Here is a 20659-nt window from a genome sequence, read left to right as displayed (position 1 = left end):
ATGACCCATAAGTCAGCCGTAGTCACGCCATTCGCACGGCCCCGCGCCGCGATTGCTGACCGAACATCATCACGCAATTGCGCCCCGCCCCCTTGGCGCTGTAGAGCGCTTCATCCGCCGATTTGAGCACCGCTTCTGGGTTGCGGTGATCGACCAGGCGTTCGGCGACACCAATACTGATGGTCACCGACACTGTACTGTTGGCCCCACCAGCACGGCGCTGGCGCCCTGCCGAATCATCCTGCGGGCGATTGTTCTGGTCACGCAGCTGGATAGCATAGTTGGCGATCATCTCGCGCACCGCTTCCAGATGCGGCATGCACTCCTCAGCAGTCTTGCCAGCGAACACCAAGGCAAACTCCTCGCCCCCGTAGCGATAAGCCCTACCGCCGCCGGTGACTTTCGACAAACGGCTGGCGACCAGGCGCAGCACCTGGTCACCGACATCGTGGCCATGGGTGTCGTTGAATTTCTTGAAGTGGTCGACGTCGGTCATGGCGATCACATAGTTGCGGCCAAGACGTTGCATACGTTCGTTAAGCGCGCGACGACCCGGCAGGCCGGTCAGCTCGTCACGGAAGGCCATCTGGTAGGCCTCGTGGGAAACCGCCGCAGCGATCATCAGCATCACCTGGCTGCACATGATGTTCAGGGTGAACGGCAGGATGAAGGTCTTGGGCAGCATCCAGAAAATGCCGATCAGGCCAATGATCTGCGCCGCATGCAGTGGCCGCGGCTGGCGCAGGTACTGCACCACCAACAAGATGAACACGCCGAAGAACAGTGGGTAGGCCAGCTGGATCAGACTCATCCACTGACCATGCAGCGAGGGCCAGCGAATCTCTGCCAGCCAGGCCAGCAGGGCGTCCGGAAAGCTCTGCTCAAGCGCCACCGCTACACTGCCGACCGCGAACAGCACGGCAAACCGGGCCAGCATGTCCTGAGCCAGATGGGTGCGCTCTTGCCAGGCAGCAAACAGCCCGAACAATGCGGGCAACAACAAGCAGACCAAGTGGAAGATGACGGCGGCGTCTTCACGTACCCGGCCGTTATCGCGGTAGAAGTCGGTCTGGGTATCGAGCAAGAAGTAAGCGATGTACACCGTGACCATCAGGAACAGTTCCCGCTGGCGGCGGTACACCGCGCAGTAGGCACCGCCCAGCAACAGGACCAAGGTGGGCAGGACATTGAACAGCGACGTGAAAAAGACGCTGAGGTCTCGCACGTAAGCCGCCGCGAGCCCCGACACCAGCAACACCAGCGACGGTAGGAAATGGCTCACGCGTACAGCGGATAGTTGAAACAAGGGTAATCTCCGACCCGGCAGATCAATAATGGCATTGTGCCTTTAGTTCATCGGCAGCGCACATGAATAGATGAATACACCGGGTGTTTAACGGCAGATTGGCCCTACTCCTTGAGGTTTTCTCATTACCAGATACAACAGCGGCCGCAGGCCTGAAAGCAAAAAACCGCCTGCCGGTGAGGGCAGGCGGTTTTTCGTACAGCCGCTGGGCTTAGATCGACAGGCCGAAATGCTCTTCGTCCATCGCCATCAGGTTGCCAGCGCCGGACAGCATGGCTGCGACGTGGGTGCGGGTACGCGGCAGGATGCGCTGGAAGTAGAAGCGCGCAGTCTGCAGCTTGGCGGTGTAGAACGCCTCTTCGCTGGTACCAGCAGCCAGTTTCTCAGCGGCCAAGCGGGCGATGTCGGCCCAGAAGTACGCCAGGCAGGCATAGCCGGAGTACATCAGGTAGTCGACCGAAGCGGCACCGACTTCCTCACGGTCCTTCATGGCGGCCATGCCGATCTTCATGGTCAGCTCGCCCCATTCCTTGTTGATCGCCGCCAGTGGCTCGACGAACTCCTTGACCGACTCGTTGCCTTCTTGAGCCTGGCAGAACTTGTGGACGATCTTGGTGAAGCCCTTGAGCGCTTCGCCTTGGGTCATTAGAACTTTACGGCCGAGCAGGTCCAGGGCCTGGATGCCGGTGGTGCCTTCGTACAGCATCGAGATACGGCTGTCGCGCACGTTCTGCTCCATCCCCCACTCGGCGATGAAGCCATGGCCACCGTAGATCTGCACACCGTGGTTGGCGGCTTCGAAACCGACTTCGGTCATGAACGCCTTGGCGATCGGAGTCAGGAACGCCAGCAGGGCGTCGGCCTTTTTCTTGGCCTCTTCATCCTGGCTGTACTTGACGATATCGACCTGCTGGGCGGTGAAGTAGACCATCGCCCGGTTGCCTTCAGCGAAGGCCTTCATGGTCAGCAGCATACGCCGCACGTCTGGGTGGACGATGATCGGGTCGGCGGCCTTGTCCGGAGCCTTGGGGCCAGTCAACGAGCGCATTTGCAGGCGGTCACGGGCGTACTTCAGGCCACCCTGGAACGCCACTTCAGCGTGGGCCAGGCCTTGCAGCGCGGTACCCAGGCGAGCGGTGTTCATGAAAGTGAACATACAATTGAGGCCCTTGTTGGCTGGGCCAATCAGGTAGCCGGTGGCGCTGTCGAAGTTCATTACGCAGGTGGCATTACCGTGGATGCCCATCTTGTGCTCGAGCGAACCACAGCTGACGCCATTGCGCTCGCCCACGCCACCATCGGCGGTCGGCAGGAACTTGGGCACGATGAACAGCGAGATACCTTTGGTGCCCGCTGGGGCATCGGGCAGGCGGGCCAGGACGATGTGGACGATGTTATCGGCCATGTCGTGCTCGCCAGCGGAAATGAAGATCTTGGTACCGGACACTTTGTAGGAGCCATCAGCCTGTGGCTCGGCTTTAGTCCGCAGCATGCCCAGGTCGGTACCGCAGTGTGGCTCGGTCAGGCACATGGTGCCGGTCCATTCGCCAGTCACCAGCTTGGTCAGGTAGGTCTCTTGTTGCTCGGCGGTGCCGTGCTCGGAAATGGTGTTCATGGCGCCATGCGACAGGCCTGGGTACATGCCCCACGACCAGTTCGACTCACCGACCATCTCGCTCACCGCCAGGCCCAGCGACTCAGGCAAGCCTTGGCCGCCATGGTCGACGTCATGGGCCAGGCTCGGCCAGCCACCTTCGACGAATTGCTTGTAGGCCTCCTTGAAGCCGGTCGGGGTTTTGACGCCCGACTCGCTCCAGGTGCAGCCTTCCAGGTCACCCACGCGGTTCAGCGGGGCCAGCACCTGCTCACAGAATTTCGCGCCTTCCTCAAGAATCGCGTTGACCATATCGGGCGTGGCGTCCTCGCAACCCGGCAGGCTTTGATAGTGCGCTTCATAGCCGAGCAGCTCGTCGCGAACGAAGCGAATATCACGCAAGGGGGCTTTGTATTCAGGCATTGCGATGAACCTCTTGAGGAGTCCGGTGGGGTGACCGCTGATACCGACCAGCTCTTGGTGGCTTTCGGTCAAACAGTTGTTTGAAACTTACGTTTAGGGGCCGGTAATGTCAAGGAGGGACTATGGTGCCATTTACGTCGCGAAACAGGGCATTTATGCCACGCCCAAACAAACATGGGAGCGGGCTTGGCTCGCGATGACATCCGAGCCTTCGACCACGTGATCGGGGCTGGCGCAATCGCGGGGCAAGCCCGCTCCCACGAGAACGTTTCCCACGAGAAAGTTGTGGTATCTGCAATCAGGCGTAGGTGTCGATGAACCTACCGAGCATTTCATCGGAAGCCTTGGCGACTTTGACGCCCAGTTCGACTTCGTTTTTGCCCAGCGCCAGTTGCACGGTGCTGGTGGCCAGATCCATTTGCTGACTGCGATCGACAGCGCGCAGGCGCTCGGCTTGATAGTCGCTGGACTGGCTGGTGGCGTTGCGTTCAACGCTTTGGTTGGCGATCTGGCTGGCGGCCTGATCGACGCGGTTCTGCCCGGCCTGGATGGCGCCGAGACCCGCGTAGTAGGCAGAGCTACCGGTGATTTCCATGTCAAAACTCCAATGACGCTGGATAACGAACAGGCTTCATTAAAGCAGCCCTAGGGCGAAAAGGCCCGTTTAAATCCCTAATAGCCTAGTGCCAGCTGATAGACCCGAGGCATATCCGCCAAACTCCGCAGCCTAGCCTTGCCCAAGCTAATCCAGCAAATCCAACTGCAGGTATTCAGCCACCGCAGCACCACTGGCCTGCTTAAGCTTGGGCACCCGCCCCAGACAAGGCGCCGGCAACCGCTCGGCCAGGCTGGCAAGATTCTCTTCCAAGCGTGAAGTCCGCGGCTCGATGATGTTGGCCACCCACCCGGCCAATTGCAGCCCATCCCGAGCAATCGCCTCGGCACTGAGCAGCGCATGGTTGATGCAGCCCAAACGCACCCCCACCACCAAAATCACTGGCAGCTTCAGGGCAATCGCCAGGTCGGACAGATTGGCGTGATCAGACAATGGCACTCGCCAGCCGCCCGCGCCCTCGATCAGGGTGAAGTCCGCACCCTGCTTGAGCACCGTTTGCATAGGCGCCAGCAGCGCAGGTACGCCAAGCGCGATTCCAGCTTCCCGTGCCGCCAGGTGAGGAGCAATGGCCGGCTCGAAAGCAAACGGGTTGACCAGCTCATAGGCCAGCTTGAACGTGCTTTCGTCGATCAGCGCCTGCGCATCGGCATTGCGCAACCCCTTGGCAGTCACCGCACACCCGGACGCCACCGGCTTGGCACCCAGGGTACTCAGCCCTTGCAACCGAGCCGCATGCAAAAGGCCGGCGGCGATGGTGGTCTTGCCGACGTCGGTGTCGGTTCCGGCAATGAAATAGGCCTTGCTCATGTCACTCCCCAGGCTGCAATGGCTTGCGCAGCACACCATAAACCACTTGATAGGTGGCAGGCAGGCCCTGTGCCTGGCGGAACTGCTCGTAGGCCTGCAACAAACCCTGCATGCGCGCCCGCCCAGTCAATCCCGAGGGGCGGCCAGGGTTGAGGTTGTGCGCGCCGAGGGCTTTGAGCTCATGGGTCAAACTGCGTACATCCGGGTAATGCAGGACATGGGCGCGGCGCTCAAGGCCAAGCAGGTGCAGGCCACTCTCGCCGCACAAGCGCTGGTAGTCCTCAAAATGGCGGAAGCGGTTGACGTGGACCATGCCATCGACGGCCTGCCAGCTGGTGCGCAGCTCCTCCAGAGTGCCCACGCATAAACTGCTGAACGCCAGCACCCCGCCTGGGCGCAATATCCGCTGCGCTTCGCTGAGCACACTGGAGAACTGGCTGCACCACTGCACGGCAAGGCTGGTGAACACCAGGTCGACACTTTCTGCCTGCAAGGGCAGGCGCTCGGCATCGCCGGCCACATGAAACTGAGCACCGCCCTGGCCGCGCGCGTGGCCAAGCATGCCTTCGGCGATGTCCACCGCTACCCCCAGTGCTGCGGCAAAACGCTCGGCCAGGGCGCGACTGAAGTAGCCTGTTCCGCTGCCTAGGTCGAGCCAGCTCGACGGCGTCAGATCAGCGGGCAGCAGTTCCAGCAACGCCTCGCCGACCGCCCGCTGCAACGCCGCGACACTGTCATAGCTGGCTGCCGCCTTGGAAAACGATGCCGCCACCTGGCGCTTGTCGGGCAAGCTGCCGGGCAGGCTTGGCTGGGAAAGATCAGTCATCACCACTCTCATGCAAAAAACTCTTGATGCCCGCCGCAAGCTCCTGCGGGTATTCCAACAGGAAGGCGTGGGAGCTGTCTTCGACCAAACCGACCTCGACATCCGGCAACAACTCGCTCAAGGCTTTGGCCGCCGCTGCCGGCACCAGCGCATCGCTCCCAGCGAACAGGTGCAGCTGTGGGCCGGCGTACTGTTCCAGGGCTGTACGGGTATCGAGCTTGGCCAACACCTCAAGGCCGCTGGCCAGGTACAGCGGGTCGGTGTCCGGCAACCCAACGCCAAGTTGGCGCAACAGGGTGCGCGGCATCTGCGCGCCTTCGCTACACAGGCTGCGAAAGCGTTTAAGGGTCACCTGGTGATGGCTGCGGCAGCCATCGAGAAAGGTGCCGAAAGTGTCTGGCGCCATGCCGTGGGGCCAGTCCGCTCGGCTGATGAAGCTGGGGTTGCTGGCCAGGGTTAGCAACCCGCAGCAGTGGTCGCCACGCTTGTGCGCCAGCTCGCTGGCGAGCATGCCGCCGAGCGACCAGCCGCCCAGCCAGGTGTCAGTGGGCAGCTTGCGGTCCAGGTAGTCGATCCACGCCTGCACATCGCCCTCGGGCAACTCCGGCAGCGGCATCAATTCGACCTGTAGGCGTGAGTCTTGGGCGCGCAGGCTGGCAGCCAGCGGCTCCAGTGCAGCAGTGCCCAGGCCCCAGCCGGGCAAGAGAATCAGTCGGTTACGCATCGGCGGACTCCAGCTGTGGATAACACTCGGCCAATGCATTCAACAATAGCTGGACCTGGGCCTCACTGTGCGCGGCGCTCAAGGTAACGCGCAGACGCGCGCTGCCGGCCGGCACGGTCGGCGGACGAATGGCCGTCACCAGCAGCCCGCGCTCACGCAGCATGCGCGACAGGCGCAAGGCCCGCGCGCTGTCGCCAATCAGGATCGGCTGGATCGGGGTGGGGCTGTCCATCAGCTGCAGGCCGATCTGCTCGGCGCCTTGACGGAACTGGCGGACCAGCGCAGCCAGATGCTCCCGGCGCCAGCTTTCGCGGCGCAGCAACTCCAGGCTCTTGAGCGTGGCACAAGCCAGGGCTGGTGGCTGGCTGGTGGTATAGATGTAGGGCCGGGCGAACTGCACCAGCGCCTCGATCAGTTCTTCACTGCCAGCGACAAAAGCCCCAGCCGTGCCGCAAGCCTTGCCCAGGGTTCCGATCAGCACCGGCACGTCGTCCAGGCCCAAACCGAAGTGCTCGACGATGCCGCCACCGGTGGCGCCCAGCGTGCCCAGGCCATGGGCATCATCGACCATCAACCAGGCGCCCCGCGCCCGAGCGGTCTCGGCCAGTGCAGGCAGGTCAGCGAGGTCGCCATCCATGCTGAACACGCCATCGGTGACCACCAGGGTGTTGCCGGTAGCTTTGTCCAGGCGCTTGGCCAGGCTGTCAGCGTCGTTGTGCAGATAGCGATTGAAGCGCGCCCCACTGAGCAGCCCGCCATCGAGCAGCGAGGCGTGATTGAGGCGGTCTTGCAAAATGGTATCGCCCTGCCCTACCAGCGCGGTAATCGCACCGAGGTTGGCCATGTAGCCGGTGGAAAACAGCAGCGCGCGCGGGCGCCCGGTGAGTTCGGCCAAGGCTTCTTCGAGCTGGTGGTGCGGGGTACTGTGGCCAATGACCAAGTGCGAAGCACCGCCGCCGACACCCCAGCGCTCGGCACCGGCGCGCCAGGCGGCGATCACCTCCGGGTGATTGGCCAGGCCCAAGTAGTCATTGTTACAGAAGGCCAGCAGCGGTTGGCCATCGACCACCACCTCCGGCCCCTGCGGGCTTTGCAGCAGCGGGCGCTGCCGATACAGGTCGGCTGCGCGCCGTTCGGCCAGGCGCGCCGTCAGGTCGAAGGCCATAGTCAGGCAGACGCTGCGTCGTAGAACATCTCGCTGCTGCGCTGCTCGACCAGGGCTTGTTCGATGGCCGCCTGGTGCACTTCGTCGGCGTGCTCTTCGCGCGCTTCGGGCTTGATCCCCAGGCGGTCGAACAGTTGCATGTCTTTGTCGGCCTGCGGGTTGGCAGTGGTCAACAGCTTCTCGCCATAGAAAATCGAGTTGGCACCGGCCATGAAGGCCAGGGCCTGCATCTGCTCGTTCATCTGCTCGCGGCCAGCCGACAGACGCACATGGGATTTAGGCATGAGGATGCGCGCCACCGCCAGCATGCGGATGAAGTCGAACGGGTCGACATCTTCTTCTTCGGCCAGCGGGGTCCCGGCGACTTTGACCAGCATGTTGATCGGCACCGACTCCGGGTGCTCCGGCAGGTTGGCCAGCTGGATCAGCAGGCCGGCGCGGTCGTCGAGCGACTCGCCCATGCCGAGGATGCCGCCCGAGCAGATCTTCATCCCGGCGTCACGCACGTAGGCCAAAGTCTGCAAGCGCTCGCTGTAGGTACGGGTGGTGATGATGCTGGTGTAGAACTCCGGCGAGGTGTCGAGGTTGTGGTTGTAGTAGTCCAGGCCCGCCTGGGCCAGCGCTGCGGTCTGCTCCTGATCGAGGCGACCGAGGGTCATGCAGGTTTCCAGGCCCATGGCCTTGACCCCTTTGACCATCTCCAGCACATACGGCATGTCCTTGGCCGACGGGTGCTTCCAGGCCGCGCCCATGCAGAAGCGGGTCGAGCCGATGGCCTTGGCCCGGGCAGCCTCCTCCAGCACCTTCTGCACTTCCATCAGCTTCTGTTTTTCCAGGCCGGTGTTGTAGTGACCGGACTGCGGACAATATTTGCAATCTTCCGGGCAGGCGCCGGTTTTGATCGACAGCAGCGTCGAGACTTGCACGCGGTTCGGGTCGAAGTGCGCGCGGTGTACGGTCTGCGCCTGGAACAGCAGGTCATTGAACGGTTGCTGGAACAGTGCCTTCACTTCGGCCAAGGCCCAGTCGTGACGTGTTGTTGCAGTTGTGCTGGCGCTCATCGGCGTTTCCTTATCTAGGCTCTGACTGGCGCGGGGACAGCAAAGCCGCCAGCGCATCACGGATAGCGGCAATAGTTACGGAAGGCCTATGGACTGTCAACCACTCATAAGACAGCTGGTTTACAAGTGTACAAATATTGATCATAGCTGTTTGCTGTGCGATGAACCGGCGCATCAAGCCTATCCACTGTGCACCAGCTGCGAGCACGAGCTGCCTTGGTTGGAGGAACAGTGTCTGCGCTGCGCCTTGCCGCTAGCAATGGCGGACTTGACCTGCGCCCAGTGCAGCCGGCACGCGCCCGCCTTTACCCAAGTGGTGGCGCCTTGGCACTTCGGCTTTCCGATCGACACGCTGATCAGCCGATTCAAGCACCGCAGCCAATGGCCCCTGGGGCGGCTAATGGCGCAACTGCTGGGGCATGAGCTGCAGCATCGCTTCGCCGAAGGGCTGGCAAAGCCTGACCAATTGTTGCCTGTACCACTGGCCGCACGTCGACTGCGCCAGCGGGGGTTCAACCAGGCGGGGATGTTGGCGCGCTGGCTGTCGAGGCAGTTGGGTATCCCCTGCGATGAAGGTCTCGTGCAACGAACGCGAGATACTCCAGCACAACAGCTGCTCAGCGCGCGCGTGCGCCGGCACAATCTGCGCCAGGCGTTCTGCCTGGCAGCGAAGGCGGACGTCGAAGGCCAGCACCTGGCGCTGATCGATGATGTGTTGACCACCGGCGCCACCGCCCAAGCGCTTGCCCAACTATTGCGCCAGGCCGGGGCGCGGCAGGTGGATATCTACTGCTTGGCGCGTACCCCCAAACCAGGCCAGGCTTGACTCGGCAAGGCGTGGGCGGCAACGTCGCAGCAACTTTGTGTACCTCTGGCAGCCCCCATGTCGTTACCCACCGTGCTCACCCAACACATCGCCCGTCGACCGCAACGTATTGCGCTGTTGCAGCATGTCGCCGAACAGGGCTCGATCACCCGCGCTGCCAAGGCCGCCGGGATTAGCTACAAGGCCGCCTGGGATGCCATCGACGAGCTCAATAACCTCGCCAGGCGGCCGCTGGTGGAGCGCAGTACGGGCGGACGCGGCGGTGGCGGCGCTCGGTTGTCCGAGGAAGGCGAGCGGGTGCTGCGCCTGTACCAACGCCTGCAAGGGTTGCAGGCGCAAATCCTGGAAGCGGCCGAACAAACCAGCGACCTCGACTTGCTTGGCCGGCTGATGTTGCGCACCAGTGCGCGCAATCAGTTGCAAGGCGAAGTCAGCGGGTTGCGCCGAGAAGGCCGGCACGATCGCGTCAGCCTGGCCTTGGGTGGCGGGCTGGAGATCGAGGCATTGATTACCCGCGACAGCACTGAGCGGCTGGAGTTGGCCTTGGGCAGCATGGTGGTGGCGTTGCTCAAAGCCGGTTGGGTGCAGCTGCTTGGCGATGAAGAACCGCCTGAGCCAGGGAGTAATTGCCTGCGCGCCAGGGTTGAGCAAGTGCTGGTCGACGAGGTCGGCAGCAGCGAGGTCCGCCTGGCATTGGGCAACGGGCAGACGCTGTGTGCGTTTGCTGAGGCTCAATGGCTGCAGCAGCGCAAGGTTGGGCCGGGCAGTGAGCTGCGGGTGCAGTTTCATCCCTCCTTCGTTTTGCTCGGAGTGCCGGTTTAGCCTGGCCGAGCGCTGCGCGCCCGGCGATGGGGCCGGCGCTGATTACCGATGTGTCGCAGGTGAATGCGATACCATGGTCGCCACGACGACGCCCCTCTGGAGCTCCAATGTCCCACCCTTTCGACACCCTCACCCCCGACCTGGTCCTGGATGCCGTAGAAAGCCTCGGCTTTCTCAGCGACGCGCGGGTATTGGCGCTCAACAGCTACGAGAACCGTGTCTATCAGGTGGGTATCGAAGACCAGCAGCCCCTGATCGCCAAGTTCTACCGCCCAGGCCGTTGGAGCGATGCGCAGATTCATGAGGAGCACAGCTTCACTGCGGAACTGGCCGATTGCGAAGTGCCGGTGGTCGCCCCCATCGAGCACCAAGGGCGTAGCCTGTTCGAGCACGGTGGTTTTCGCTTTGCGCTGTTCCCGCGGCGTGGTGGCCATGCCCCGGAGCCGGGCAATCTCGACCAGCTGTATCGTCTCGGGCAGTTGCTCGGCCGCCTGCACAAGGTTGGCGCCACCCGGCCTTTCGAACACCGCGAAACCCTGGCTGTGGACAACTTCGGCCACGCGTCGCTGAACACTCTGCTCGAAGGCAACTTCGTCCCCAAGGAACTGCTGCCCGCCTTCGAATCGGTCGCCCGCGACCTGCTCAAACGCGTCGAGGCGATCTACGCGCGTACCCCCCATCAGCTGATCCGCCTGCACGGTGACTGCCACCCGGGCAACCTGATGCACCGCGACGAGGCCTACCATGTGGTCGATCTGGACGACTGCCGCATGGGCCCGGCCGTGCAGGATCTGTGGATGATGCTTGCCGGCAGCCGCGAAGAGCGCCTGGGGCAGTTGGCCGAGCTGATCGACGGCTACAACGAGTTCCATGACTTCGACCCCCGCGAACTGCCCCTGATCGAACCGCTGCGCGCCCTGCGCCAGCTGCACCACAGCGCGTGGCTGGCACGGCGCTGGGACGACCCGGCGTTCCCGCGCAGCTTCCCTTGGTTTGGCCAGCCGCGTTACTGGGGCGACCAGATTCTCGCCTTGCGTGAGCAGATTGCCGCCCTGGATGAACAACCACTGAAATTGTTCTAGAACCCTGTGAGGGTCTGTCTACAATAGGCGTCGCTTTATTTAGCTACCTAAGCAAGGATTCTGCATGCACGCCGCCAACCCGCGTCGCGGGTACATCCTGGGCCTCACCGCCTACATCATCTGGGGGCTGTTCCCCCTGTACTTCAAAGCTATCCAGAGCGTGCCGGCGGTCGAGATCATCGTCCACCGGGTGCTCTGGTCGGCGCTGTTCGGCTCGCTGTTGCTGCTGGTGTGGAAACATCCTGGCTGGTGGCGCGAGCTGCGCGACAACCCCCGCCGACTGGCGATTCTGGCGCTCAGCGGCGCGTTGATCGCCGGTAACTGGCTGACCTATGTCTGGTCGGTGAACAACGGCCGCATGCTCGAAGCCAGCCTGGGTTATTACATCAACCCGCTGGTCAACGTATTGCTCGGCATGCTGCTCCTGGGCGAGCGTCTGCGCCGCCTGCAATGGTTGGCGGTGGGGCTGGCGGCGGTGGGCGTGGCACAGCAGGTGTGGCAGGTCGGCAGCCTGCCGTGGGTGTCGCTGGTTCTGGCGCTGTCGTTTGGTTTCTATGGCCTGATCCGCAAGCAGGCGCCGGTAGCGGCGCTGCCGGGGCTGGTGGTGGAAACCTGGATGCTGGTGCCGTTGGCGATTGGCTGGCTGCTCCTGCACCCGGCTGCGAGCAGTGTGCAAGGCGACTTCTTCAGCACCAGCCAAGCGCTCTGGTTGATTGCCGCAGGCCCGGTGACGCTGGTGCCGCTGGTGTGCTTCAACGCCGCTGCCCGCCATCTGCCGTACACCACCTTGGGCTTCCTGCAGTACCTGGCGCCAACCCTGGTGTTGCTGCAGGCAGTACTGCTGTTCGATGAGCATTTATCGTCGAGCAGCTTGTTGGCGTTCGTGTTCATTTGGGCAGGGTTGGCGCTGTACAGCGTCGATGCCTGGCTGTCGCTGCGCAAACGCAGCTGATCAATTATTGATCGAATCCCTGTAGGCCAGGTTTGGCGTGGCCTACAGCGACATCTCCAGAGGTTATCCACACCCTGGTCCCCGTGGTTTGTGCACAAGCGTCTGATTTCTGGATGTTTTTTGTGCAGATGGCTGGAGGCTGCGACGCTCGTGGGCTGGCGGGGTGAACCCCCAGGTTATCCACAGGGCCGTCCCCTTAAATCAGGGATAACCTCTGAGCGTCGCAGGCGCGAAGCGGCCCTAATGAGCACTAATCCTCCGGCCGCAGCTTGAGCTCGACCATCAAATCATCTGCCAGCGCCTCCAAGCGCCCCTGCAAGTCATCCAGGGACAAGGTCAACGGCAACGCCAGCAACGCATCGGCATGAAACAACGGCTCGCTACTCATCGGCGCTGGTCGTACTTCAGTGGTGAAACGCTCCAGGTTCACCCCAAGCTCGGCCAGCAATCGGGTAATGTCACGCACGATCCCAGGCCGATCATTACCCACCAACTCCATGGCAATCGGCTTCCAGGTGCACGATGGCTCGATGCCGCTCTCGGCAATCAACACGCGGATGTCGTACTTGCCCAGCGCTTGCAGCGACTCGACCAACTCGTCGTAGGATTCTGCCGGCACCGCCACGCGCAGAATGCCGGCGAATTGCCCCGCCATGCGCGACATGCGACTCTCCAACCAGTTGCCATTATGTTCGGCGATGCACTGGGCGATGCGCTCGACCTGCCCAGCCTTGTCGGGGGCGATCACTGTCAATACGAGGTGGTCCACTGCGCGTTCCTCTGCTGAATGCCACGCCGCACGCGGCGTGAAACCTGGGGATCGAATCAGTATAGGCAAGGCGCGGCAACCTGCCGCAGGGCAATCCGCACGACCAATCGTGTACTGTTTCAAGATTTATCTGGAACAATCTACCGATAATTTGCGAACATACAGGCTCCCAGCGTGACCCTATGCGACCAATTGGTCGCGCAGCGACGCTTTTGGTCTGATGTTCACTCGCCTGCTGCTTCATGTAGTATGCCCCGACGCGGACTACAAAACGTCGTTTGGATGTCTGCCATGGCGCCTGTGAAAATACGCAAATTGCCCGCCGGCTGGTCTGGCAGGCCGCACCCAGCCGCCCTCGGGCATGAACTGGTGCGTGTTTAGAGAAGCGCTACAGGCTTAATACGATGAGCGAAATAGCTGAGCAGAGTGAGGCAAGCAATGACTGAACACGTTCAAGTCGGTGGCCTTCAGGTCGCCAAGGTCCTGTACGACTTCGTCAACAACGAAGCCATTCCGGGGACCGGCATCGTCGCCGAGCAGTTCTGGGCCGGTGCAGAGAAGATCATCAACGACCTCGCTCCAAAGAACAAAAACCTGCTCGCCAAGCGCGACGAGTTGCAAGCCAAGATCGACGCCTGGCACCAGGCGCGCCAAGGCCAGGCCCACGACGCCGCAGCCTACAAAGCATTCCTCCAGGAAATCGGTTACCTGCTGCCACAAGCCGACGATTTCCAGGCCACCACGCAGAACGTGGACGAAGAGATCGCCCGCATGGCCGGCCCGCAGCTGGTGGTGCCGGTGATGAACGCCCGCTTCGCCCTGAACGCCGCCAACGCCCGCTGGGGCTCGCTGTATGACGCGCTGTATGGCACCGACGCCATCAGCGAGGAAGGCGGCGCCGAGAAAGGCCAGGGCTACAACAAGGTCCGCGGCGACAAGGTCATTGCCTTCGCCCGTGCCTTCCTCGACGAAGCCGCGCCACTGGCCGCTGGCTCCCACGTCGACTCCACCGCCTACCGCATCGAAGCCGGCAAGCTCGTGGTCGCGCTCAAGGGCGGCAGCAACAGCGGCCTGCGTGACGATGCGCAACTGATCGGCTTCCAGGGCGACGCCAAGGCCCCGACCGCCGTGCTGCTCAAGCACAACGGCCTGCACTTCGAAATCCAGGTCGATGCCAGCACCCCAGTTGGCAGCACCGACGCCGCTGGCGTCAAAGACATCCTGATGGAGTCGGCGCTGACCACCATCATGGACTGTGAAGACTCGGTCGCTGCCGTCGATGCCGACGACAAAGTCGTGGTCTACCGCAACTGGCTGGGCCTGATGAAGGGCGATCTGGCCGAAAGCGTGAGCAAGGGCGGCAAGACCTTCACCCGCACCATGAATCCAGACCGCGAATACACCGCGCCTAACGGCGGCAGCGTAACCCTGCACGGGCGCTCGTTGCTGTTCGTGCGTAACGTTGGCCACCTGATGACCAACCCGGCGATCCTCGATGCTCAGGGCAACGAAATCCCGGAAGGTATCCAGGACGGCCTGTTCACCGGCCTGATCGCCCTGCACAACCTCAACGGCAACACCAGCCGCAAGAACAGCCGCACCGGCAGCCTGTACATCGTCAAGCCGAAGATGCACGGCCCTGAAGAAGTGGCGTTCGCCGCAGAAATCTTCAGCCGCGTCGAAGACGTGCTGAACATGCCGCGCAATACCATGAAGGTCGGCATCATGGACGAGGAACGCCGCACCACGGTCAACCTCAAGTCCTGCATCAAGGCTGCCGCCGAGCGCGTGGTGTTCATCAACACCGGCTTCCTCGACCGCACCGGCGATGAAATCCACACCTCGATGGAAGCCGGCGCCGTTGTGCGCAAAGGCGCCATGAAGAACGAGAAGTGGATCGGCGCCTACGAGAACAACAACGTCGACGTCGGCCTTGCCACTGGCCTGCAAGGCCGGGCGCAGATCGGCAAAGGCATGTGGGCCATGCCCGACCTGATGGCGGCGATGCTCGAACAGAAGATCGCCCACCCACTGGCCGGCGCCAACACCGCCTGGGTGCCGTCGCCGACCGCCGCCGTGCTGCACGCGCTGCATTACCACAAAGTCGACGTGCAAGCGCGTCAGGCAGAACTGGCCAAGCGTACCCCGGCTTCGGTGGACGACATCCTGACCATCCCGCTGGCGGCTGATACCAACTGGTCTGCCGAAGAGATCCGCAACGAGCTGGACAACAACGCCCAGGGCATCCTCGGCTACGTTGTGCGCTGGATCGACCACGGTGTGGGCTGCTCGAAGGTGCCGGACATCAACAACGTCGGCCTAATGGAAGACCGCGCCACCCTGCGTATTTCCGCCCAGTTGCTGGCCAACTGGCTGCGCCATGGCATCGTCAGCCAGGAGCAGGTGGTGGAAAGCCTCAAGCGCATGGCGGCGGTGGTCGACAAGCAGAACGCCAGCGATGCCCAGTACCGCCCAATGGCGCCGAACTTCGACGACAACGTCGCCTTCCAGGCGGCGGTGGAGTTGGTGGTCGAAGGCGCCAAGCAGCCGAACGGCTACACCGAGCCAGTACTGCACCGTCGTCGCCGCGAGTTCAAGGCGCGTAACGGGCTGTAAGCCAAAAGATCGCGGGACAAGCCCGCTCCCACGCTACCTCTATAGGCCTGCCTATGTAGGCCAGCGTGGGAGCGGGCTTGCCCCGCGATAGCGTTCAAACAGCCCCCCATCACTCGATCCGCAACTCCTTGCGTACCAGCTCCAGCAACCGAGCCAGATCCACCGGCTTGAGCAAAAAATCCACCACTCCCAGGTGCATCACATCCACCGCCTCCTTCACATCGGTGTCGCCCGACACCACGATGATCGACAACGCCGCCCGCTCCGACTCACGAATCTGCCGGATCAACTCCAGGCCATCCTTTGGCTCCATGCGCAGATCAGTGATCATCAGGCCGATACGTGGCTCACACCGCAGCTTGTTCAACGCCGCCTGCGCGCCGTCAGCGATATCGCACTCGATCCCTTTGGTTTTCAGGTAAAGCGCCAACGCCTCGCTGTTCAGCGGGTTGTCATCCACCACCAGTACCAGCTGCGGTTCAGCCGGGGGTGCAGTCACCATGGCCAACGCCTCTTTCTCGGCGTCACTCAGGATCTGGTCATGCTCAGCCATGGTCATCTCGTCAAAAAAATTCCGTGCCTCAGTTAGGACCGCAAAACCGCCGCCATGCAGCCTGCCTTTCGTCGGATCCTTGACACGTGTCAACGGCCCAATGCCCTCATAGACTTACGTCCAATGGGCACAACCTGGCCGCCAGCCGACCATGGGGACCGAGAACAACAAAGTCCGATATCACTATATATAGATAGAGATATATAGATCGGCATAGCGATGCGGTCAGTTCATGAGTAAAAAGGACGCCTACAGCCAGGCTGGCAGAACTGCGGTTCTGCAGAATATCCAAGGCACCCTGCAGTTCCTGCAGCGCTTCCCACCGTTCAACCAGATGGAACACAGCCATCTGGCCTACCTGGTGGAGCAGTGTCAGCTGCGCTTCCACGCCAGCGGCGAGAGCATCATCAAGCCCGCCGATGGCCCGGTCGAGCACTTCTACATCGTCAAGCAAGGACGGGTGGTCGGCGAACGCCAGCACGTCACCAAGCCTGGGGTGGAAACCACTTTCGAGATTACCAGCGGCGAGTGCTTCCCACTGGCTGCCCTGCTCGGAGAGCGGGCGACCCGCACTGAACACGTGGCCGGCGAAGACACCTTCTGCCTGCAACTGAACAAGGCCGCGTTCATCCGCCTGTTCTCGATGTCCGAAGCGTTTCGTGACTTCGCCCTGCGCGGGGTCAGCAGCCTGCTCGATCAGGTCAACCAGCAGGTGCGCCAGCGCGCGGTTGAAACCCTGGGCACCCAATACTCGCTGAACACGCCCCTGGGTGAGTTGGCCATGCGCCATCCTGTGGTCTGCACCGCCGCCACGCCATTGCGTGATGCCGTGCGGCAGATGCACGACCAGCAAGTCGGCAGCATCGTCATCATCGACCCACAGCGCTTTCCGATCGGCATCTTCACCTTGCGCGACCTGCGCCAGGTGGTGGCCGATGCCGGCGCTGAGCTGAGCGCGCCGATCGCGCAGTACATGACCCCTGCGCCGTTCTACCTGGCGCCCGAGGCGAGCGCCTTCGATGCGGCCATGGCCATGACCGAGCGGCACATCGCCCACGTCTGCCTGGTGGACAACCAGCGCTTGTGTGGGGTGGTCTCCGAGCGCGACCTGTTCTCCCTGCAACGGGTCGACCTGGTGCATCTGGCGCGAACGATCCGCCACGCGCCGCGCCTGGAAACGCTGGTATCTCTGCGCGGCGAAATCGGCCAACTGGTCGAACGCATGCTCGCCCATGGCGCCTCCTCTACCCAGATCACCCAAATCATCACCCTGCTCAACGACCACACCGTATGCCGGGTGATCGAACTGGCCCTGGCCGAGCGCGGCGATCCGGGGGTGGCGTTCAGCTGGCTGTGCTTTGGCAGCGAGGGCCGCCGCGAACAGACCCTGCACACCGACCAGGACAACGGCATCCTGTTCGAAGCTGCCGACAGCGCAGAAGCCGAGGCGATCCGTCAGAAGCTGCTGCCCCTGGCCCAGTACATCAATCAGTGCCTGGCGCAATGTGGCTTCAGCCTGTGCAAGGGCAACATCATGGCCGGCAACCCTGAGCTGTGCCTGTCGCGCAGTGAATGGGCGCGGCGCTTCGCCGGCTTCGTAAGGGAGGCCAGCCCGGAGAATCTGCTGGGTTCGACCATCTACTTCGACCTGCGCGTGGTCTGGGGCGATGAACAGGCCTGCGAGCAATTGCGCCAGGGCATGCTCGCCCAGGTTCAGGACAACCGCATCTTCCAGCGCATGATGGCCGATAACGCCCTGCGCCAACGCCCGCCCGTGGGCCGCCTGCGTGAGTTCGTCCTGACGCGCCAGGGCAACGACAAGGCTGCCACCCTCGACCTCAAGGTCCAGGGCCTGACGCCCTTTGTCGACGGCGCACGGCTGTTGGCCCTGGCCAATGGCATTGGCGCCTGCAACACCCTCGAGCGTCTGCGTCAGCTGGTGGCCAAGGGCATCATCGATGAACTCGATGGCGCAGCGTTCGAAGAGGCCTACCACTTCATCCAGCAGACCCGTATGCAACAGCACCAGCGCCAGAGCCGAGATAACTTGCCCTACTCCAACCGGGTTGACCCGGACAGCCTCAATCACCTGGACCGACGCATCCTGCGCGAGTCGCTGCGCCAGGCTCAGCGCCTGCAAAGCAGCCTGGCCCTGCGGTATCAACTATGAGCCTGTTCGCCTGGCTACGCCCAGCCCTGCCGGCACTGGACGACGACCTGCGCCTGCGTTTGGCCAACCTGGCCAAACCCAGCGCCCTGAGTGTGCTGTCGCTGCGCGAACAACGCTGGGTAGTGCTCGACCTGGAAACCAGTGGCCTGAACCTCAACCGCGACCAGGTGTTGTCGATCGGCGCGGTAGCCATCGAGGATGGCGCGATCGATTTCAGCCAGCAGTTCGAACGTACCCTGCACCGCCCTGCACAGAAGACCACCCCCAGTGTGCTGATCCATGGCCTGGGACCAGACGCACTGGCCGCAGGCTGCGATCCGGCCGGGGCGCTGCTGGACTTGATGGAGTTCATCGGCGACAGCCCGGTGCTGGCCTTCCACGCCCCCTTCGACCAGCGCATGCTGGCCAGGGCGCTGAAAGACAGCCTCGGCTACCGCCTCCAGCATCCGTTCTTCGACGTCGCTGAGCTGGCGCCAATGCTCAACCCCGACACGGTGTTGCGCGAAGCCAGCCTGGACGACTGGGTGGCACGTTTCGGCTTGCAGGTCGATGAGCGCCACAATGCCAGTGCCGACGCTCAGGTCACTGCAGAACTCGCGCTGATCCTGCTCAGCCAGGCCCGCCGCCAGCAGCTCGACAGCCCCTTGCAGCTCAACCTGCGCCTGCAACAGTGGCGCCGGCGCAAGGCCCATAGTCACGGTTTGTAATGGCAATCCGATAAGCGTCGATTGCACCACGCCCCCCGCCTCTGCAACAATCGCGAATAATTATCGTTAGTTAACGCATTGTTTTCGGGGAACGTTTCTTGTCGTCTGCGCAGAGCCCACACGCCGAGCTGGTCGGAGCGCTGTATCGCGATCATCGCAGCTGGCTACTGGCCTGGCTGCAACGCAGCACCGCCTGCCGTCAACGCGCCGAAGACCTGAGCCAGGACACCTTCGTGCGCCTGCTCGGCCGCGAGCAGCTGAGTACTCCGCGTGAGCCACGGGCATTTCTGGTGGCAGTGGCCAAGGGCCTGTTGTTCGACCACTTTCGCCGCGCCGCGTTGGAGCAGGCCTACCTGGCCGAACTGGCGCTGATTCCCGAGGCCGAACACCCTTCCCCGGAATTCCAACACCTGATTCTTGAAGACCTCAAGGCCATCGACCGATTGCTCAGCAAGCTGTCGAGCAAGGCTCGCGCCGCGTTCCTGCACAACCGCCTGGATGGCATGGGCCATGCCGAGATTGCCGAGCGCCTGGGGGTTTCGGTCTCGCGGGTACGCCAGTACCTGGCCCAAGGCCTGCGCCAGTGCTACATCGCCCTGTATGGGGAACCGACGTGAGCGCCGCTCCGGTTTCGAATCAAGTGCTTGACGCCGCAATCGCTTGGAAGCTGTGCCTGGACGAAGGCAGCGGTTCGCCCGAGGAGCGCAGCGAATTCATCCGCTGGCATGCCGCCAGCGAAGAGCACGCCCGCGCCTGGCGCCAGCTAGGCATGCTCGACCAGCGCGTCAGTGCTGCGGCTGGGCCTGCGCGTAAAGCCCTGCTGCAGTCGCGGATCAGCCTGCGCCGACGGGTTGGCAAGCTGGGCGGCGGCTTGGCAGGGATGCTGCTGGTCGGCGCGCTGCTGTTGCAAATCGGCGCGCCGTCACTGTCGCCCGGCTACTGGCTGGCAGACCAGCGCACCGCAACCGGCGAACTGCGCACGCTGCGCCTGGAAGACGGCACCCTGCTGAGCCTCAATACCCACACCGCAGTGGATATCGATTTTGAGGGTGACGAACGGCTGATCGTCTTGCATCAGGGCGAGATTTCCGTGGAAACCGGCCATCAGGACCTGCGGCCACTGCTGGTGCGCACCGACGATGGTCGGCTGCGGCCCCTTGGCACGCGCTTTTTGGTCAAGCGTGAACAACACGGCACGCGCCTTGAGGTGTTGCAGTCGCAAGTGGCGGCGATGCCGTCGAACAGTGGCGATGAGCAAGTTTTGCACGAAGGTCAGCAGGTGCTGATGAATGCCAATGGCCTGGGCCAGATCAGCCCCGTGGTCGCTGGGGCCGATGCCTGGACCCGCGGCATGCTGGTGGTGGACAACGTGCGCCTGGGCGACCTGGTCGCCGAGCTTGGCCGCTATCGCAGCGGGCACTTGGGCGTAGCCGATGAAGTGGCCAACCTGCGCGTGACCGGCAGCTTCCCCCTGACCGACATCGATCTGGCGCTGGCCTCGTTGCTGCCGGCGCTGCCGGTCAAGGTCGAGCGGCATACGCCCTGGTGGGTGACGGTGGTTGCCAAGTAAGGGTGGCACGCCCCGCAACGGATTTGCATGGAGCAGGCAACAGGTGCGCGGGCTGTGTGGGGCTAGCTTG

General features: G+C 62.9%; 19 protein-coding genes. 9 read left to right on the top strand and 10 right to left on the bottom strand.

The window, feature by feature from the left end; all coding sequences use genetic code 11:
• Positions 1–22: 22 nt before the first annotated feature.
• The 8 genes from OIU19_RS13005 to bioB all read right to left on the bottom strand — a co-directional run bounded on the left by OIU19_RS13005 (position 23) and on the right by bioB (position 8522).
• On the bottom strand, positions 23–1306 hold the full coding sequence (locus OIU19_RS13005; protein WP_264235330.1) for a diguanylate cyclase: 1284 nt from the start codon (positions 1304–1306) through the stop codon (positions 23–25).
• Positions 1307–1517: 211 nt separating this feature from the next.
• Positions 1518–3323, bottom strand: coding sequence for a phenylacyl-CoA dehydrogenase (locus OIU19_RS13000; protein ID WP_186552711.1), 1806 nt, complete (start codon positions 3321–3323; stop codon positions 1518–1520).
• 298 nt (positions 3324–3621) lie between these two features.
• On the bottom strand, positions 3622–3918 hold the full coding sequence (locus tag OIU19_RS12995) for a pyrroloquinoline quinone biosynthesis protein PqqE (RefSeq protein ID WP_186552712.1): 297 nt from the start codon (positions 3916–3918) through the stop codon (positions 3622–3624).
• A 147-nt stretch (positions 3919–4065) separates the two neighbouring features.
• The gene (gene bioD / locus OIU19_RS12990; RefSeq protein ID WP_264235329.1) at positions 4066–4746 is read right to left on the bottom strand and encodes a dethiobiotin synthase; all 681 of its coding nucleotides are present in this window, start codon (positions 4744–4746) and stop codon (positions 4066–4068) included.
• A 1-nt stretch (position 4747) separates the two neighbouring features.
• Entirely contained in the window at positions 4748–5572 is an 825-nt protein-coding gene (gene bioC, locus OIU19_RS12985; protein WP_264235328.1) for a malonyl-ACP O-methyltransferase BioC, read from the bottom strand.
• Entirely contained in the window at positions 5565–6296 is a 732-nt protein-coding gene (locus tag OIU19_RS12980) for an alpha/beta fold hydrolase (protein ID WP_264235326.1), read from the bottom strand. The genes bioC and OIU19_RS12980 overlap by 8 nt, the downstream gene beginning before the upstream one ends.
• Positions 6289–7461 (bottom strand): 8-amino-7-oxononanoate synthase, encoded by a 1173-nt coding sequence (gene bioF / locus OIU19_RS12975; RefSeq protein WP_264235325.1) that lies wholly within the window; start codon positions 7459–7461, stop codon positions 6289–6291. The genes OIU19_RS12980 and bioF overlap by 8 nt, the downstream gene beginning before the upstream one ends.
• A 2-nt stretch (positions 7462–7463) precedes the next feature.
• Positions 7464–8522, bottom strand: coding sequence for a biotin synthase BioB (bioB, locus tag OIU19_RS12970; protein WP_264235324.1), 1059 nt, complete (start codon positions 8520–8522; stop codon positions 7464–7466).
• 88 nt (positions 8523–8610) lie between these two features.
• On the opposite strand from bioB, the gene OIU19_RS12965 reads away from it, so the two are divergent.
• The 4 genes from OIU19_RS12965 (at position 8611) to rarD (ending at position 12204) form a co-directional block, all read left to right on the top strand.
• Complete coding sequence (locus tag OIU19_RS12965) at positions 8611–9348, top strand: ComF family protein (RefSeq protein ID WP_264235323.1); 738 nt, start codon at positions 8611–8613, stop codon at positions 9346–9348.
• Between the two features lie 57 nt (positions 9349–9405).
• The gene (locus tag OIU19_RS12960; RefSeq protein WP_264235322.1) at positions 9406–10170 is read left to right on the top strand and encodes a TOBE domain-containing protein; all 765 of its coding nucleotides are present in this window, start codon (positions 9406–9408) and stop codon (positions 10168–10170) included.
• A gap of 107 nt (positions 10171–10277) precedes the next feature.
• Entirely contained in the window at positions 10278–11252 is a 975-nt protein-coding gene (locus tag OIU19_RS12955; RefSeq protein ID WP_264235321.1) for a serine/threonine protein kinase, read from the top strand.
• A gap of 64 nt (positions 11253–11316) precedes the next feature.
• Positions 11317–12204, top strand: a complete 888-nt coding sequence (gene rarD / locus OIU19_RS12950; RefSeq protein WP_186552721.1) for an EamA family transporter RarD — start codon at positions 11317–11319, stop codon at positions 12202–12204.
• A gap of 250 nt (positions 12205–12454) precedes the next feature.
• On the opposite strand, the gene OIU19_RS12945 is transcribed toward rarD, so the two are convergent.
• Positions 12455–12973 (bottom strand): glycine cleavage system protein R, encoded by a 519-nt coding sequence (locus OIU19_RS12945; RefSeq protein ID WP_186552722.1) that lies wholly within the window; start codon positions 12971–12973, stop codon positions 12455–12457.
• A gap of 438 nt (positions 12974–13411) precedes the next feature.
• On the opposite strand from OIU19_RS12945, the gene OIU19_RS12940 reads away from it, so the two are divergent.
• Positions 13412–15589 (top strand): malate synthase G, encoded by a 2178-nt coding sequence (locus OIU19_RS12940; protein WP_264235320.1) that lies wholly within the window; start codon positions 13412–13414, stop codon positions 15587–15589.
• 109 nt (positions 15590–15698) lie between these two features.
• Here OIU19_RS12940 and OIU19_RS12935 read toward each other — a convergent pair whose 3' ends face one another.
• Complete coding sequence (locus OIU19_RS12935; protein ID WP_264235319.1) at positions 15699–16142, bottom strand: response regulator; 444 nt, start codon at positions 16140–16142, stop codon at positions 15699–15701.
• A 232-nt stretch (positions 16143–16374) separates the two neighbouring features.
• Here OIU19_RS12935 and OIU19_RS12930 point away from each other — a divergent pair, with 232 nt between their 5' ends.
• The 4 genes from OIU19_RS12930 to OIU19_RS12915 all read left to right on the top strand — a co-directional run bounded on the left by OIU19_RS12930 (position 16375) and on the right by OIU19_RS12915 (position 20589).
• Positions 16375–18312 (top strand): putative nucleotidyltransferase substrate binding domain-containing protein, encoded by a 1938-nt coding sequence (locus OIU19_RS12930; protein ID WP_264235318.1) that lies wholly within the window; start codon positions 16375–16377, stop codon positions 18310–18312.
• Positions 18309–19019 carry a PolC-type DNA polymerase III gene (locus tag OIU19_RS12925; protein ID WP_186552726.1) on the top strand — a complete coding sequence of 237 codons (711 nt, stop codon included), beginning with the start codon at positions 18309–18311 and terminating at the stop codon, positions 19017–19019. Before OIU19_RS12930 ends, OIU19_RS12925 begins: the two co-directional genes overlap by 4 nt.
• A gap of 98 nt (positions 19020–19117) precedes the next feature.
• A complete protein-coding gene (locus OIU19_RS12920) occupies positions 19118–19636 on the top strand; it encodes an RNA polymerase sigma factor (protein ID WP_264235317.1) in 519 nt (172 codons plus the stop codon).
• Positions 19633–20589 (top strand): FecR domain-containing protein, encoded by a 957-nt coding sequence (locus OIU19_RS12915; protein ID WP_264235316.1) that lies wholly within the window; start codon positions 19633–19635, stop codon positions 20587–20589. The genes OIU19_RS12920 and OIU19_RS12915 overlap by 4 nt, the downstream gene beginning before the upstream one ends.
• Positions 20590–20659 lie beyond the last annotated feature (70 nt).

The sequence above is a fragment of the Pseudomonas sp. BT-42-2 genome (assembly GCF_025847435.2).
GTDB lineage: Bacteria > Pseudomonadota > Gammaproteobacteria > Pseudomonadales > Pseudomonadaceae > Aquipseudomonas > Aquipseudomonas urmiensis.
The sequence above is the reverse complement of the archived record's forward strand: the minus strand, read 5'-3'. Positions and strand labels throughout refer to the sequence as shown.